The 13066-nt window shown below is 63.9% G+C and carries 13 protein-coding genes; 6 read left to right on the top strand and 7 right to left on the bottom strand.

The annotated features are described in order from the left end of the window. Window positions 1-71 precede the first annotated feature (71 nt). The 7 genes from GGD63_RS26330 to GGD63_RS26300 all read right to left on the bottom strand — a co-directional run bounded on the left by GGD63_RS26330 (window position 72) and on the right by GGD63_RS26300 (window position 5709). Window positions 72-1124, bottom strand: a complete 1053-nt coding sequence (locus tag GGD63_RS26330) for an amidohydrolase (RefSeq protein WP_183246073.1) — start codon at window positions 1122-1124, stop codon at window positions 72-74. Window positions 1125-1237: 113 nt separating this feature from the next. Then, window positions 1238-1759 (bottom strand): hypothetical protein, encoded by a 522-nt coding sequence (locus GGD63_RS26325; RefSeq protein WP_183246072.1) that lies wholly within the window; start codon window positions 1757-1759, stop codon window positions 1238-1240. Window positions 1760-1823: 64 nt separating this feature from the next. Then, entirely contained in the window at window positions 1824-2636 is an 813-nt protein-coding gene (locus tag GGD63_RS26320; RefSeq protein WP_183246071.1) for an MBL fold metallo-hydrolase, read from the bottom strand. Between the two features lie 59 nt (window positions 2637-2695). After that, window positions 2696-3100 (bottom strand): type II toxin-antitoxin system VapC family toxin, encoded by a 405-nt coding sequence (locus tag GGD63_RS26315; RefSeq protein ID WP_183246070.1) that lies wholly within the window; start codon window positions 3098-3100, stop codon window positions 2696-2698. Next, window positions 3097-3351 carry an AbrB/MazE/SpoVT family DNA-binding domain-containing protein gene (locus tag GGD63_RS26310; protein WP_183246069.1) on the bottom strand — a complete coding sequence of 85 codons (255 nt, stop codon included), beginning with the start codon at window positions 3349-3351 and terminating at the stop codon, window positions 3097-3099. Before GGD63_RS26310 ends, GGD63_RS26315 begins: the two co-directional genes overlap by 4 nt. A gap of 85 nt (window positions 3352-3436) precedes the next feature. Beyond that, entirely contained in the window at window positions 3437-4963 is a 1527-nt protein-coding gene (locus GGD63_RS26305; RefSeq protein ID WP_183246068.1) for a permease, read from the bottom strand. Beyond that, window positions 4960-5709 carry an ABC transporter ATP-binding protein gene (locus GGD63_RS26300; protein ID WP_183246309.1) on the bottom strand — a complete coding sequence of 250 codons (750 nt, stop codon included), beginning with the start codon at window positions 5707-5709 and terminating at the stop codon, window positions 4960-4962. Before GGD63_RS26300 ends, GGD63_RS26305 begins: the two co-directional genes overlap by 4 nt. A gap of 272 nt (window positions 5710-5981) precedes the next feature. On the opposite strand from GGD63_RS26300, the gene GGD63_RS26295 reads away from it, so the two are divergent. From GGD63_RS26295 to GGD63_RS26270, 6 genes are all read left to right on the top strand, one after another. Next, window positions 5982-6857 (top strand): branched-chain amino acid ABC transporter permease, encoded by an 876-nt coding sequence (locus GGD63_RS26295; protein ID WP_183246067.1) that lies wholly within the window; start codon window positions 5982-5984, stop codon window positions 6855-6857. Window positions 6858-6862: 5 nt separating this feature from the next. Next, window positions 6863-8014 carry a branched-chain amino acid ABC transporter permease gene (locus tag GGD63_RS26290; protein WP_183246066.1) on the top strand — a complete coding sequence of 384 codons (1152 nt, stop codon included), beginning with the start codon at window positions 6863-6865 and terminating at the stop codon, window positions 8012-8014. Next, window positions 8011-8769 (top strand): ABC transporter ATP-binding protein, encoded by a 759-nt coding sequence (locus tag GGD63_RS26285; protein ID WP_183246065.1) that lies wholly within the window; start codon window positions 8011-8013, stop codon window positions 8767-8769. The genes GGD63_RS26290 and GGD63_RS26285 overlap by 4 nt, the downstream gene beginning before the upstream one ends. 3 nt (window positions 8770-8772) lie before the next feature. Continuing rightward, window positions 8773-9561 (top strand): ABC transporter ATP-binding protein, encoded by a 789-nt coding sequence (locus GGD63_RS26280; RefSeq protein WP_183246064.1) that lies wholly within the window; start codon window positions 8773-8775, stop codon window positions 9559-9561. A 79-nt stretch (window positions 9562-9640) separates the two neighbouring features. Then, window positions 9641-11479: a long-chain fatty acid--CoA ligase gene (locus GGD63_RS26275; protein WP_183246063.1), complete on the top strand. Its 1839-nt coding sequence runs from the start codon at window positions 9641-9643 to the stop codon at window positions 11477-11479. 135 nt (window positions 11480-11614) lie between these two features. Continuing rightward, window positions 11615-12814 carry an ABC transporter substrate-binding protein gene (locus GGD63_RS26270; protein WP_183246062.1) on the top strand — a complete coding sequence of 400 codons (1200 nt, stop codon included), beginning with the start codon at window positions 11615-11617 and terminating at the stop codon, window positions 12812-12814. The last annotated feature ends 252 nt before the right edge of the window (window positions 12815-13066 follow it).

Genomic DNA, 13066 nt, shown 5'->3' with positions numbered 1-13066 from the left:
ACGTTTCAAGGACGCTTCCCAGCGGCCACGACGAAGAGGGGTCGGGATCAACATCCCGGCCCCTCTTCTCGTCAGGAGGGCAGTTCGAGCCGGTAGAATTCGGTCGCGGTCCGCGAGAACAGTGCCGTCTTCTCGGCCTCGCTCAGGGGCGCGGCGATGCGCTTGAAGGCATTGAAGATCACCTGGTAGCTGCACTGGCCCTTGTCGGGCGGAAAATTGCTCTCGAACATCGCGCGCTTGGGCCCGAACGCCTCGATGCAGGTCTCGACATAGGGCCGCCAGGCCGCGGCAAGTTCCTCGGATGACGGCGGCCTCTCGCGCAGATGGAAGTCGTAGCCGAGCAGGCACATCGCAAGGCCTCCGAGCTTCACCACCACGTTCTCGCATTTTGCGATCTCCCGGATCGACGCGCGCCATTGCGGAAACACTTCTTCGCGCCGTCCTGCAAAGCGGCCGACGCCCGCCGGCCCGCCGCAATGGTCGAGCACGATCCTGGTGTCGGGGAAGACGCGCGCCAGCTCGGTCAGCTCGCCGATCTGCGGATGAAACAGCCAAGCATCGAAGCTGAGGTTCAGCGGGGCGAGATGGGCAAAGCCTTTGCGGAAGGCCGAGTCCTGCAGCAGGCCTTTCGGCCTGTTGGCATACATGCCGGCGACGACGGGATCTTCGTCCCATGCCGAGGAATGCCGGATGCCGCGGAAGCGGCCGTTACCTGCGGCGATCCCCGCTTCCAGCACCGGTTTTGCGGCGTCACCCAGTAGCAGATTGGCGTGGCTGACGATGCCGGCGCAGATCGCGGCTTTGCCGTAACCACCGCTCGCACTCATCGCCGCGATGCCGTTGGCGAACTCGACTTCGCCGACCGGCCGGAATGCCTCGGGCCCATGCGCGCGATACATCGAGCGGCAATCGACGTAGACGGTGGCGATGACGTTGTGGCCGGAGGCGATGTCGGACGCCATCTCCTCGATCAGATAGCGGTGCCCGCGATTCCAGAGATGGTGGTGGGGATCGACGATCGGCCGCATGGGGTCGATGATCTCTTCCTGATGCAGCGCGAGCCAGTCCTCACGCGGCTCGACGAACAGCCCGCTCGTGTTGGCGGGCACACCGCTTGCAGCCATTGGCGTTCGCTCCCTTTGAATTTTTTGTGGCGAGAGCCTAGCAGCTCGTCCTTGCATGCAGCAGCGCGCGGCGCGCAACCGCACCCTTCGTCTTGCGCACAGCGGCGCTGTCGTCAGGCCTTGCGCCGCTTCGCCTTCACGTCGACGACGAGCCGCCAATCGGTTGCGGTCGCAGGCTTGACCTCGCCGAGCCAATGGAAGGAGTCGTCAGTGATCTCGGTAAAGCTCCAGCGCGTCTGGTCGCCCGCGTCGGTCGTGCCTTCCTGCACGATATCATCGCCGCGCGGGCGGCCGATCTGCTGGCGGAACACGCTGCGACCTGGATCGAACCAGGAAATCCGCCATGCGGACATGGTGGGATCATAGACCCGCAGCGTCGTGCCGTACCAATTGCCGGCGATCGGAAAGGCCGGCGCCCCCGCAGGCCGGGGAATGATCCAGACGTCCTGCACGGCGCGCCCCTCCAGCACCCAGCCGAAATGGATCTCGCCGGGCGCTACGTGTTTCGTTCCACCGGGTCCACGGGCGGTGATCTCGGCCTCCCAATCGCCGACGAAGCGGCCGTAAAGCTGAAGCGCCGCCGCGTGCTCGGGATTCGGTCCGTCCGCGTGCAACAGTCGCGCAAAGTCGGTCATGTCGATCTCCTCTTGCAGGAGATCAGCACCAAAGGGCGGCAGCCGGCTTGGAGAAAATTGCGCCTCAGACGCCGTCGAGGATGATCACCGTCGGCGTCGACGGCAGCGTGTCCCGCGACATCCGGAGGGAACGCTCGATGCGCCGGTCGATCTCGAATTGCTGGCCGATCCGCCGCATGAAGTCGTCGAGCGGCGTGGCGAAGCGGTGCATCGGCAGCACCACCGAGGCGCGCAGCCGCCTGGTGATCTCGGAGATGCCGTCGAGCGACATGGTGTAGGTGCCGTCGATCGGCACCATCACGATGTCGAGCCGCCCGATCTGGGCAAAATGGCTGTCGTCCAGCTTGTGGTGGAGATGACCGAGATGTCCGATGCAGAGGCCGGCGACCTCGAAGATGAAGATCGAGTTGCCGTCGCGGATCATGTCGGTGCCGGCATCGTCGCCGAAATAGCGGCGGATATCGGTGGTGACGTTGCGGATGAAGGTGTCACTGATGCGCTCGGAGACAATGGCCGGCTTGCCGTCCTCGCCCCAACCATGCAGCACATGGGGAATGCGCTTGTCCGGATACAAAGAGTAGTGCGTGCTGTGCGCCCGGTTCATGGTGACGACGTCGGGCAGCCGTCCGACCTGATAGGCGCCGCTATAGTCGGTGGCGATGCGCAGGCCGCCGGGCGTGTCGATGAAATAAGTGGAGTGGCCGGCATAGGTGATCTCGACCTCCGCAGGCGTCGCCGCCTGCCTGAAGGCGACCGGCATGACCCGCGGCGCGGCATTGGCCATCGCCAGGCATTCGCTGCGCTGGGGCTGCTGGGCGAGGGCAGGTGTCAGCAGCCAGCCAAGGAACGCCAAAGCCGTCAGCAATAGTCGAGACATGAAGAACCGTCCGCCGCTCATCAACGACCTGCTGAGTGTATCGACGAATTATCCTTGCGTCATGTGCCGCCAGCCAACCGCGCCAATCCGCCGCTTGCCTCGATCAGCTTCACGGCTCTCTTGTCGAAAGAAACGAAAGTATCGGCTCCAAGCCAGTTACCCTCGTGGGCGATGACACCATCGGCGAAATCACCCCCGGCATCGAGGAATGCCAATCCGGCCTCGGCCAAAGGCCGGTTTACCACCACATTTTCCGCATTGATCAACTGGCGGATGGCGTCGGCGATAGCGCTCGGCGAAATCCTGTAGCTGTACGCCAGCACCCAGACCAATTCGCAAAGGGCAGTGATCGAGATAGCGACGACGTCCGCCTTCTTGAGGATGGCGTGGGCAGCCTTGGCCTGTTCAGCATCGTCTTCGACCCAAGCACGAACCAAGATGTTCGTATCGGCCGTGATCTTCATCGCTTTCCAGCCCAACCGCGGGCAATGACCTCGTTCATCTCCTCGATCGACAGTGGTGGTCCCTTCCTCTTTGTCTTGAGGATGCCGAACGTGTCCGAAATCTTTCCAGCAGGCCGAGCGGCCTTCACCTCAACTCGTCCCCCAGGAAGTTTTTCTATTGAGATCTTGTCGCCCGGATGTACGCCAAGGTGTTCCAGGAGATCCTTCCGGAGCGTAACCTGCCCCTTTGCCGTGACAGTAAGCGTACCCATTGGAGCCTCGATCCTTGCTACCCCATAAGTAAGGCAATTTAGCCTTACCTTCAAGTGAGGCGGGCGAGAAACCCCACTCCCGCTCTTACTCCCGCCTCGGGCTGAACTTCCAGGTGATGGCGACGAGGCCCGCGGTGATCAGGCCGCTGATGACGCCGGCCAGCGGCAGGGCGAGCAGCAGCGCCGCACTCGCGGCCCAGCCGATCGAGGAGAAGGCTTCGGCAAAGGTCGCAAGCCGCGACGAGGTCTGGCGGCGGCGGAACTGGCTGCGCCGGGCCTGAACGCGGAACCAGAGCTGGATAGCGGTCGCGGAGGCCGCACTGACGATGATGGCTCCGGCACTCACCGCGGCCTGGAATGGCGAAGCGAAGGCCAGCGCGGCGACCAGCGGGCAGAAGATGGCGGCGATTGCGATCAGCACCACCTCGATCTTGGCACGGATGACGCTCGATGGCGTCAGTGGCGCTGTCGCGACCAGGTCGGGGGCGTCCTCGCCGGAGATCGTCAGCCAGGCGAGTCCGCCGGCGAGCTGTCCCGCCGCCATCACGATCACGGGTGTGATCAGCGTCAGCGCCGCGGAGCTCTCGGCAAAATTGCGCCAGAGCAGCAGCGCCGGCGGCACCAGGTAGAGCAGCTGCATCAGGGTCTGCGAGATCAGCCAGGGATCGCGCCAGAGCAGCGAGAATTCCTTGCGCCGCAGCGCCTGCTGCCGCGATCCGCCCCGGAACGCGCGCTGCATCGCGTTGCGGCGGCCGGATCTGCCGTAGGCGGCGGCATCGATCGCGGTGTCGGCAAAGCGGCCCGAGAAGATCGCCATGACGCTTCCGAGCAGCACCAGAGCGAGCGCGAGAAGCAGCACCAGCGCCTCGTTGTCGCCCATGGTGGCGCGTGCCGGCCACCACCAGATGCTGTCGATCTCGGGGGCGTGGGCGGCCATGCTGCCGGAGGTCAGGATGGTGAAGCGCGACAGCGTGCCGTAGGACATGATCGCGGCGACCTGCAGCGCGATCACGAAGCCGGCGCCGATGATGGCGGCGAGGATCTGCGCCACGAGGCGCGTCCGCGCCGGCCCGATCAGACGGAACAGCAAGATGGTGACGGCGATCGCGACCGCCGCGGCCGACAGGCCCATCGCGATCACGACGCCGAACGCCGCCAGCCAGCGCGGCCCGCCGCCGATCACCAGAACGTCGATGAAGGGCGTGGAGAACAGCAGCGCCATTGCAGTGACGGTGAGCGCGATCGCGGCGATGCGGACCGAGAACAGATTGGCCAGCGTCGCGGGCGAGGACATGATCAGGTCGAGATCGGCGCGGGCGTAGAACACCCGCGTCACCGATTCGATCGCCTGCGACAGCATCAAGGTCCAGGCCAGAAGGATCGTCGCCGTGATTACGATCAGCGAGGATTTGTCGAGCGGCAGCTGCAGATCGGCGAAGCGGCCGATCACCGCCCAGGCCGGCACGTGCAGCAGTGCCGCAAAGAACAACAGGCCGATGACGGCGGCGCGCGCCTGCGTGCGCCGGCCGCCGGTCATCATGGCGAACCATTCTCGCCAGGCCAGCCTGAGCTCGTGGCGGGCGAACCAGGACAGCGCGGTCGCCGAGCTCATGCGGCTTCCTGCAGCGTCACCAGCGCGATGAACAGATCTTCCAGGCTGGTGTCGGCCTGGCCGTTCTGCTGGCGCAGCTCGGTGAGCGTGCCTTCGGCGACGAGGCGGCCCGAGGCGATCACGCCGATGCGGTCGGCCATGCGCTCGGCGACCTCGAGGATGTGCGTGGTCATGATGACGGTGCAGCCGGCGCGGACGCGCTCGCCGAGCAGGCCCTTCACGTGGCGGGCGGAGACGGCGTCCAATCCCGTCAGGGGCTCGTCGAGAATGATGAGACGGGGATCGTGCACCAGTGCGCCGGCCAGCGCCACCTTCTGGCGCATGCCTTTGGAAAAGGCCTCGCAGCGCTCGTGCCGGTGCGGCTCGAGCCCGAGCGAGCTGAGCAGCTCCTCGGCGACCGGTTCCGAGACCGGCGGCGCGATGCCCCAGAGCCCGGCGACGAATTCGAGATATTCGAGCGGGGTCAGCTTGTCATAGATCATGGGCTCGTCGGAGACCCACGCCATCACCTGCTTGGCGGCGACGGGGCTTTGGAGCGCATCGATGCCGAAGATCGAGACCGCGCCGGCATCGGGCCTGAGCAGGCCCGCGACCATACGCAAGGTGGTCGTCTTGCCGGCGCCGTTGGGGCCGACCAGAGCATAGAATTCGCCGGCATGAATGGTGAGATCGAGGCTGTCGACCGCCAGCCGGTCAAAACGCTTCGTTAACCCTCGGACTTCCAGCGCCGAGTTGTCCGGCTTCATGACGGCCATACCATCCGGTTTTGCATCGCCCGCGACCTTGACTTGAAGATGTTTCGGCACCGTGAATCTACGGCCGACAAATTCCGTCATCCGGATTGGACTAAAGGCAAGTCACCTTAACAAGTCACCGTTTGTTGACAGCGCGCGGGCGTTCAGGCTGAATTGATTGCGGACAAATGGCGCTAACGCGGCGAAACGACTGCGTAGCGACTGGACACAAGATGCGACACGGCGCTCGAAGAACGCTGGTCGCATCGGGAGGAAGCGCGGCGATGCTGGATTTCGTTCAGCAGCTGGTCAGCGGTGTCGCGCTCGGCTGCGTCTACGGCCTGATCGCGCTCGGCTTCGTGCTCGTCTACAAGGCCACCGAGGTCGTCAATTTCGCCCAGGGCGATCTGATGATGCTCGGCGGCTTCTTCGCCTTCACCTTCATCGGCATGATGGGCCTGAACTACTGGATCGGCTTTGCCGGTGCGGTGGCCGCCATGGCGCTGTTCGGCATGCTGGCCGAGCGCGTGGTGGTGCGGCCGATCCTCGGCTATCCGCAATTCTCCATCATCATGGCCACGATCGGCCTCGGTTATTTCCTGCGCTCGATCGCCGGCATGATCTGGGGCACCGACGACCTGAAGATCGAGACGCCATTCAGCCAGGGCGTATTGCGGATCGGCTCGCTGGTGCTCGCCTACGACAAGCTGTCCGTGATCGCGGCGACGATGATCCTGTGCACGCTGCTCTATCTGTTCTTCAACAAGACCACGCTCGGCACCGCGATGCGCGCCAGCTCGGAGAACATGCTGGCGGCCTATTACATGGGCATTCCGGTCAAGCGGGTGGTGTCGATCGTCTGGGCGATCAGCGCGGCGGTGGCGACCTGCGCCGGCGTGCTGCTGGCGCCGATCACCTTCATCCATTCCAATGTCGGCCTCGTGCTCGGCCTCAAGGCCTTTCCGGCCGCCGTGCTCGGCGGCTTCGGCTCGATCCCGGGCGCCGTGGTCGGCGGCGTCCTGATCGGCGTGATCGAGAGCATGGCAGGGTTCTACCTGCCCGAGGGCTGGAAGGACGTCGCGCCCTACATCGTGCTGCTCACAGTGCTGGTGCTGAAGCCCGAAGGCCTGTTCGGCCTTCACGTCCGCAAGAAGGTCTGAACGCCATGCGCTTCCTGTTCAAGACCGACTACGAGGACGACATCAAACTGTTTCCGCATTCGGGCTACGTCGTCACCTATGGCGTCCTGCTCGCGCTGCTGCTGATCGCGCCCTACGTGCTCTCCAGCTATCTGATGAGCCAGCTCGTCTTCGTCTGCATCTATGCAACCGTCGGCGTGGCGTTGCTGATCCTGACCGGCTTCACCGGCCAGGCCTCGCTCGGGCATGCCGCGTTCCTCGCGATCGGGGCCTACACCGCGGCGTATCTGCAGAAGTATAACGTGCCGTTCCCGGTCTACTTCCTCGCCGCCGGGCTTTTGACCGGCATCATCGGCGCGATGGTCGGCTTTCCCGCGCTGCGCCTCACCGGCATCTACCTCGTCATCGCCACCATCTCCTTTGCCCTGATCGTCGAGGAGATCCTGGCGCGGTGGGAGAGCGTCACCAACGGCAATGAGGGCATGCGGGTCAAGGCGCTGTCGCTGCTCGGCGTCGCCGTGCCGCGCGACAGCCCCACTTTCTACTTCCTCTGTCTTGCCGTGCTGGTGCTGACCATCGTCGGCACGCTCAATTTGCTGCGTTCGCCGACGGGCCGCGCCTTCGTCGCGATCCGCGACTCCGAGACCGCGGCGCGCAGCATGGGCGTCAATGTCGCACTCTACAAGGTCAAGTCGTTTGCGATCTCGGCGGCGATCACCGGTCTTGCCGGCGTGCTGTTCGCGCACAAGCTCTCCTTCATCTCGCCGGAGATGTTCACGCTCCAGCTCTCGATCGAGTTCATCATCGTGATCCTGATCGGCGGCACCTTCAGCCTGCACGGGGCGGTGCTGGGCGCGATCTTCATCGTGATGATCGATCCGTTCCTCACCTACCTCAAGGACGACATGCCCGGCATCATCGCCGGCATCGCCGCGACATTCGGGGCGGGCTCGGCGACTGCGGGCAACATCCAGTCCAAGGTCGCGGCCTTCGCCTCGCTCAACGGCCTGAAGGGCGCCATCTACGGCATCATCATCGTGCTGTTCGTGCTGTTCGAGCCGCTCGGGCTCTACGGCCGCTGGCTCAAGATCAAGCTCTTCTTCCAGCTGTTCCCGCTCTACAAGCGCGCCACCTTCAAGCGGCAGAAGATCTACGTGAAGTCGGAGCGCAACCGATGAGCTATTTCCGCGCCGAGAACCTGTCGCTGCATTTCGGAGGCCTCAAGGCGGTCGATGCGGTCTCGTTCGCGGTCGAGAAGGGCGAGATCCTCTCGATCATCGGTCCCAATGGCGCCGGCAAGAGCTCGATCTTCAACCTGATCTCGCGCATCTACCGGCCGACCTCGGGCCGCATCTTCTTCGAGGACCAGGACATCACGGAGCAGCCGCCCTACGACATCGCAAAGCTCGGCATCGCCCGCACCTTCCAGAACATCGAGCTGTTCGAGAACGCGACCGTGCTGTCGAACCTTTTGGTCGGCCGCCACCGCCATTCGACCACCCAGCTCTGGCAGGAGCTCTTGTTCCTGCCGAGCGTGCGCGCCAACGAGAAGGTGCACCGACGCCGGGTCGAGCAGGTGATCGAGCTTCTCGACCTCGAGCCCTATCGCGACAAGCTGATCTCGGGCCTGCCATACGGCGTGCGCAAGGTGATCGAGCTGGCGCGGGCGCTGTGCTCGGAGCCGAAGCTGATCCTGCTCGACGAGCCGTCCTCGGGCCTCAATGTCGAGGAGACCGACGACATGTCGTTCTGGATCCGCGACATGAAGAGTGAGCTCGGCGTCACGGTGCTGATGGTCGAGCACGACATGGCGCTGGTGAACCGCGTCTCCGACCGCGTCATTGCGCTGAACTACGGAAGGGTGCTCGCCATGGGCTCGCCCGCCGAGGTGCAGCAGCACCCCGACGTCGTCGCAGCGTATCTCGGAACCTGACGCATGGGCGCCGCGGCGACCCCGGACATCATCCTGAAGCTCTCCAACATCGAGAGCTATTACGGGCCGATCATGGCGATCCGCGGCATCTCGCTGGAGGTGCCCCGCGGCCGCATCGTCACGCTGCTCGGGGCCAACGGCGCCGGCAAGACCACGGTGCTGAAGACGATCTCGGGCATCCTCGATCCGCAGAAGGGCGCGATCGAATTCATGGGCAAGCCGATCCAGCGCATGGAAGCCGACCGCATCGTGCGGCTGGGCTTAAGTCACGTGCCGGAGGGACGCGAGGTGTTCCCGTTCCTCTCCGTGCGTGAGAACCTGATGATGGGCGCCTATCCGCGCAAGGACCGCGACGGCGTCGCGGAGGATCTGGAGCGCGTCTACGGCTATTTCCCGCGCCTGAAGGAGCGCATCAACCAGCCGGCCGGCCAGCTCTCTGGCGGCGAGCAGCAGATGCTCGCGATCGGGCGCGCGCTGATGAACCGGCCGACGCTGCTCTTGCTCGACGAGCCCTCACTCGGCCTGTCGCCGCTGCTGGTGAAGGAAATCTTCACCATTATCCGCCGGGTCAACGAGGAGCAGGGCATGTCGATCCTGCTGGTCGAGCAGAACGCCAAGGTGGCGCTGGAGACCGCCCATTACGGCTATGTGCTCGAGATCGGCCGCATCGTGATGAACGACAGCTGCGACCGCTTGATGCATTCCCAGGACATCCAGGAATTTTACCTTGGCGCCAAGGAGGCGGGCGCTAGAGGCGAACGGCGCTGGAAAAAGAAGAAAACGTGGCGTTAGATGGGGGGACCCCCTCCACGACATAGACCGCCGGCAAGGCAGGCAGCGGAGGGGGAAAGGCGACAAGGAGGAGACGCGCATGCCCCGACCGGCGGTGCTGACGGTCGCTGATACGATCGCAAAGAGCTTCTTGCTTGCCGCGGAGACGCGGAGCGATCGGCCTGCAATCCGCGAGAAGAAGTTCGGCATCTGGCAGCCGACCAGCTGGCGCGAGTGGCTGGAGATCTCCAAGGAAATCGCCTACGCGCTTCGCGCCATCGGCTTCATGCCCGGCGACGTCGCCTCCATCATCGCCAACGCTGTGCCTGAATGGGTCTACGCCGACATGGGCATCCTGTGCGCCGGTGGCGTCTCCTCCGGAATCTATCCGACCGATTCCTCGTCCCAGGTCGAGTATCTCGTCAACGATTCCCGTACGAAGGTAATCTTTGCCGAGGACGAGGAGCAGCTCGACAAGATCCTCATCTGCCGCGTGCGCTGCCCGTCCCTGCAGAAGGTCATCGTGTTCGACATGGAGGGCCTCAGCGGCTTCTCCGACGACATGGTGATGTCGTTCGACGAGTTTCGCGCGCTCGGGCGCAACCACATGGTCGGCCGCGAAGCGCTGTGGCAGGAGATGATCGACAGCCGCAGTGCGGGCGATCTCGTGGTGCTCGTCTACACCTCGGGCACGACAGGCCCGCCCAAGGGCGCGATGCACGCCAATCGCAGCGTGACGCACCAGATGCGGCACGCCAACGACTTCATCCCGGCGCGGGAGGACGAGGATCGGCTGATCTTCCTGCCGCTCTGTCACGTCGCCGAGCGCGTCGGCGGCTATTACATCTCGGTCGCGCTCGGCTCGGTGATGAATTTCGCCGAGAGCCCGGAAACCGTGCCGGACAATCTGCGCGAGGTGCAGCCGACCATCTTCCTCGCGGTGCCGCGCATCTGGGAAAAATTCTATTCCGCCATCACCATCGCGCTGAAGGATGCGACGCCGCTGCAGCAATGGGTCTATCGCCGCGCCATCGGCATCGGCTATCGCATGGTCGATTGCCGGCTCGAGGGCAGGGCGCCGCCGCTGTCGCTGCGCATCGCCAGCCGTCTCGCCTACCTGGTCGCCTTCCGCAACATCCGCCGCATGATCGGGCTCGACCGCTGCCGCATCGCCTTCACGGGCGCGGCGCCGATCGCGCCGGAATTGATTCGCTGGTATCTCGCGCTCGGCATCGACATGCACGAACTCTACGGCCAGACCGAGAATTGCGGCGTCGCCACCATGATGCCGGCGGAGCGGATCAAGCTCGGCTCGGTCGGCACCGCCGTGCCCTGGGGCGAGGTCACGCTGTCGCCCGACGGCGAGATCCTGATCAAGGGCGACTTCCTGTTCATGGGCTACCTGAATCAGCCGGAGAAGACCGCGGAGACGATCGATCAGCGTGGCTGGCTGCACACCGGCGACGTCGGCACCATCGACAATGAGGGTTTCGTCCGCATCACCGACCGGATGAAGGACATCATCATCACCTCCGGCGGCAAGAACATCACGCCGTCCGAGATCGAGAACCAGCTCAAATTCTCGCCCTACATCTCCGATGCCGTCGTGGTCGGCGACAAGCGGCCGTATCTCACCTGCCTCGTGATGATCGACCAAGAGAATGTCGAGAAGTTCGCGCAGGATCACGACATCCCCTTCACCAATTACGCCAGCCTGTGCCGGGCGACGGAGATCCAGGACCTGATCTGGCGCGAGATCGAAGCGGTCAACGCCAATTTCGCCCGCGTCGAGACCATCAAGAGATTCTATCTGATCGAACGCCAGCTCACGCCGGAGGACGAGGAGCTGACGCCGACCATGAAGCTGAAACGCAGCTTCGTGAACAAGCGCTACGCCGCCGAGATCGACGCGATGTATCGCGAGCGCGCGGTGGCGTGACGCGCATGCCCCGGAAAAGTGGGAACCGGTTTTCCGATGAGGGCATGCGCAGAAAAGAAAAGTTTCGTTCGAAAAAGCGAAGCGGTGATGGCCCCGCCCTTCGTACAATACGGGCCCAAAGGAGAGGAGACGTCAATGTCGAGATCGTTCAACGCGTTCGGCCTTGCTATGGGCGCTATCGCGCTCAGTTGTCTGCCGGCCGTCGCGCAAACCAAGATCACCAATGAAGGCATCTCGGCGACCGAGATCGTCATCGGCACCCATCAGGATCTGTCGGGTCCGGTCAAGGGCTGGGGCGTGTCGGTCTCCAACGGGATGAAGATGGCGGTCGAGGAGATCAACGCCGCCGGCGGCATCAATGGCCGCAAGATCAAGATGGTCCTCGAGGATAGCGGCTACGATCCGAAGAAGGCGGTGCTGGCATCGCAGAAGATGATCGAGCGCGACAAGATCTTCGCAATGATCGGCCCGATGGGGTCGCCGACCGTGCTCGCCGCCCAGGATGTGCTGTTCGACGCCGGCGTGCTGCAGCTGTTTCCCCTGAGTTCGGCTGAATTTACCTTCAAGTTAGATCCCAACAAGCCGCAGGAGCGGCTGAAGTTCGCCAATCTCGTTCCTTACGTCGAGAGTACCCGCGCTGCGCTCAAATACATGGTGGAGATCAAAAGCCCGAAGAAGCCTTGCATCATGTATCAGGACGACGAGTACGGTAAAAACGTGCTCGACGGTTTCACCCAGCAACTCGAGGCGATGAAGCTCCAGCCGGCCTCGGCCACGAGCTTTAAGCGCGGCGCCTCCGACTTCAGCGCACAAGTAGCCAAGATGAAGTCCGACGGCTGCGACCTCGTCGTGCTCGGCACCGTGATCCGCGAAACGATTGGCGCGATGTCCGAAGCCAAGAAGCTCGGCTGGGAGGTCACTTTCCTTGGTGCCACGCCGACCAACGTGATGGAAGTGCCCGCCCTCGGCAAGGAAGCCGTCGAAGGTCTCTACGCCGCCAGCGGCTTCGAGATTCCCTACGAGGACACGGCCAAGGACAAGGTCAAGGATTGGCTCGTCAACTACAAGAAGACGTTCAACACCGATGCCAATACGCAGGCCATCATCGGCTACAATGCGGTGATGACCTTCGCCTTCTATGCGCAGAAGGCGGGCAAGGACCTGACCGGGCAGAAGATGCTCGACGCGCTCGAGTCGGGCGACAAGTTCCTCGACATCTTCAACTCGCCGCCGACGACATTCTCCAAGACCAACCATCTCGCCAACACCATCACCCAGGTCCAGCAGGTCAAGAACGGCCGCTGGGTGCTGGTGAAGGACAATCTGATGTTTTGATGCTTCTTCGCCTCTCCCCGCAAGCGGCAGGGCTATCGCATATGAAGTGGCGGATAGCTCGCCCACAACGCATTCTTCGAGACGCCCGCCGATGGCGGGCCCTCAGGATGAGGGCGGAGTGCGCGGCCCAGTTTCAACGGGCCCTGACGCTGATTAGCCTCATCCTGAGGAGGCGCGTAAGCGCCGTCTCGAAGGACGAGGCGTGCGCGCAGGCCGCCGCAACGAGTCATATGCGATAGCCCTGCCGCGTGC

The organism is Bradyrhizobium sp. cir1 (genome assembly GCF_014198245.1).
In the GTDB taxonomy this organism is placed as follows: Bacteria; Pseudomonadota; Alphaproteobacteria; order Rhizobiales; family Xanthobacteraceae; genus Bradyrhizobium.
Note: the sequence above shows the minus strand (reverse complement) of the source record. Positions and strands in the feature narration are given on the sequence as shown.

What these genes read in the sequence shown, in the direction of transcription:
- GGD63_RS26330 (WP_183246073.1), bottom strand. Translation starts at nt 1,124, where the DNA reads ATGGCTGCAAGCGGTGTGCCCGCCAACACGAGCGGGCTGTTCGTCGAG.
- GGD63_RS26270 (WP_183246062.1), top strand. Translation starts at nt 11,615, where the DNA reads ATGTCGAGATCGTTCAACGCGTTCGGCCTTGCTATGGGCGCTATCGCG.
- GGD63_RS26300 (WP_183246309.1), bottom strand. Translation starts at nt 5,709, where the DNA reads ATGAAGCCGGACAACTCGGCGCTGGAAGTCCGAGGGTTAACGAAGCGT.
- GGD63_RS26295 (WP_183246067.1), top strand. Translation starts at nt 5,982, where the DNA reads ATGCTGGATTTCGTTCAGCAGCTGGTCAGCGGTGTCGCGCTCGGCTGC.
- GGD63_RS26305 (WP_183246068.1), bottom strand. Translation starts at nt 4,963, where the DNA reads ATGAGCTCGGCGACCGCGCTGTCCTGGTTCGCCCGCCACGAGCTCAGG.
- GGD63_RS26285 (WP_183246065.1), top strand. Translation starts at nt 8,011, where the DNA reads ATGAGCTATTTCCGCGCCGAGAACCTGTCGCTGCATTTCGGAGGCCTC.
- GGD63_RS26320 (WP_183246071.1), bottom strand. Translation starts at nt 2,636, where the DNA reads ATGTCTCGACTATTGCTGACGGCTTTGGCGTTCCTTGGCTGGCTGCTG.
- GGD63_RS26290 (WP_183246066.1), top strand. Translation starts at nt 6,863, where the DNA reads ATGCGCTTCCTGTTCAAGACCGACTACGAGGACGACATCAAACTGTTT.
- GGD63_RS26315 (WP_183246070.1), bottom strand. Translation starts at nt 3,100, where the DNA reads ATGAAGATCACGGCCGATACGAACATCTTGGTTCGTGCTTGGGTCGAA.
- GGD63_RS26325 (WP_183246072.1), bottom strand. Translation starts at nt 1,759, where the DNA reads ATGACCGACTTTGCGCGACTGTTGCACGCGGACGGACCGAATCCCGAG.
- GGD63_RS26275 (WP_183246063.1), top strand. Translation starts at nt 9,641, where the DNA reads ATGCCCCGACCGGCGGTGCTGACGGTCGCTGATACGATCGCAAAGAGC.
- GGD63_RS26280 (WP_183246064.1), top strand. Translation starts at nt 8,773, where the DNA reads ATGGGCGCCGCGGCGACCCCGGACATCATCCTGAAGCTCTCCAACATC.
- GGD63_RS26310 (WP_183246069.1), bottom strand. Translation starts at nt 3,351, where the DNA reads ATGGGTACGCTTACTGTCACGGCAAAGGGGCAGGTTACGCTCCGGAAG.